This window comes from Brevibacillus sp. SKDU10, from assembly GCF_001645205.1.
GTDB lineage: Bacteria > Bacillota > Bacilli > Brevibacillales > Brevibacillaceae > Brevibacillus_B > Brevibacillus_B halotolerans.
This window is the reverse complement of sequence record NZ_LSSO01000044.1, coordinates 1-818: the sequence shown is the minus strand read 5'-3', so window position 1 is coordinate 818 and position 818 is coordinate 1. Positions and strand designations below refer to the sequence as shown.

General features: G+C 46.5%; 1 protein-coding gene. It reads left to right on the top strand.

The genetic code is table 11. From position 1 onward, the window contains the following. A partial coding sequence (locus tag AYJ08_RS03790; protein ID WP_082890853.1) for a DNA-binding protein occupies positions 1-818 on the top strand: 818 nt, incomplete at both ends.

The window sequence follows — 818 nt, the reverse complement described above, 5'->3', positions numbered from 1 at the left end:
TTATTTGACAATACGCATGGACAAACAGCAGGAGCGGCAGACTGGGTTATTGATGGAGGTTTCTCTGACTTTGCTAATGCGATTGCTCAAGCCGGCTATGATGTGAAGGAATTACGCAAATCAACACCGATTGTCTATGACGATCTGAAAGAATATGCCGTGTTTGTAATTGGGGAAGCCAACATTCCTTATAAGGTATCTGAACAAGCAGCAATGATTGAATTTGTAAAAAATGGCGGCAGCATCTTCTTTATCGGGGATCACTACAATGCAGATCGTAACAAGAATCGTTGGGATGCCTCGGAAGTGATGAACGGGTATCGTCGTGGAGCGTGGGCTGATCCAGCTAAGGGAATGAGCGAGGAGGAGCGTAACTCGGAAGCTATGCAAGGGATAGCAAGCTCTGACTGGCTGGCTGACAACTTTGGTATCCGATTCCGCTACAATGCGCTTGGAGACATAAATGCAACCAGCATTGTGAGCCCTGCTCAGGCATTGGGAATAACAGAAGGCGTATCCAGCGTGGCAATGCACGCGGGTAGCACACTTGCGATTGTTGAGCCGAAAAAAGCAAAGGGAATCGTTTATTTGCCAAAAACAAATGCAAAATGGGCTCATGCTGTTGATAAAGGTGTATATAAAGGCGGTGGAGTGGAGGAAGGCCCGTATGTAGCTATCTCTAAGCTGGGTAAAGGAAAGGCTGCTTTTATTGGTGACTCTTCTCCGGTAGAAGATGCTACCCCGAAGTATTTGCGTGAGGAAAATGGCCAAAAGAAGAAAACCTATGACGGATTCAAAGAACAAGACGATGCTGTGCT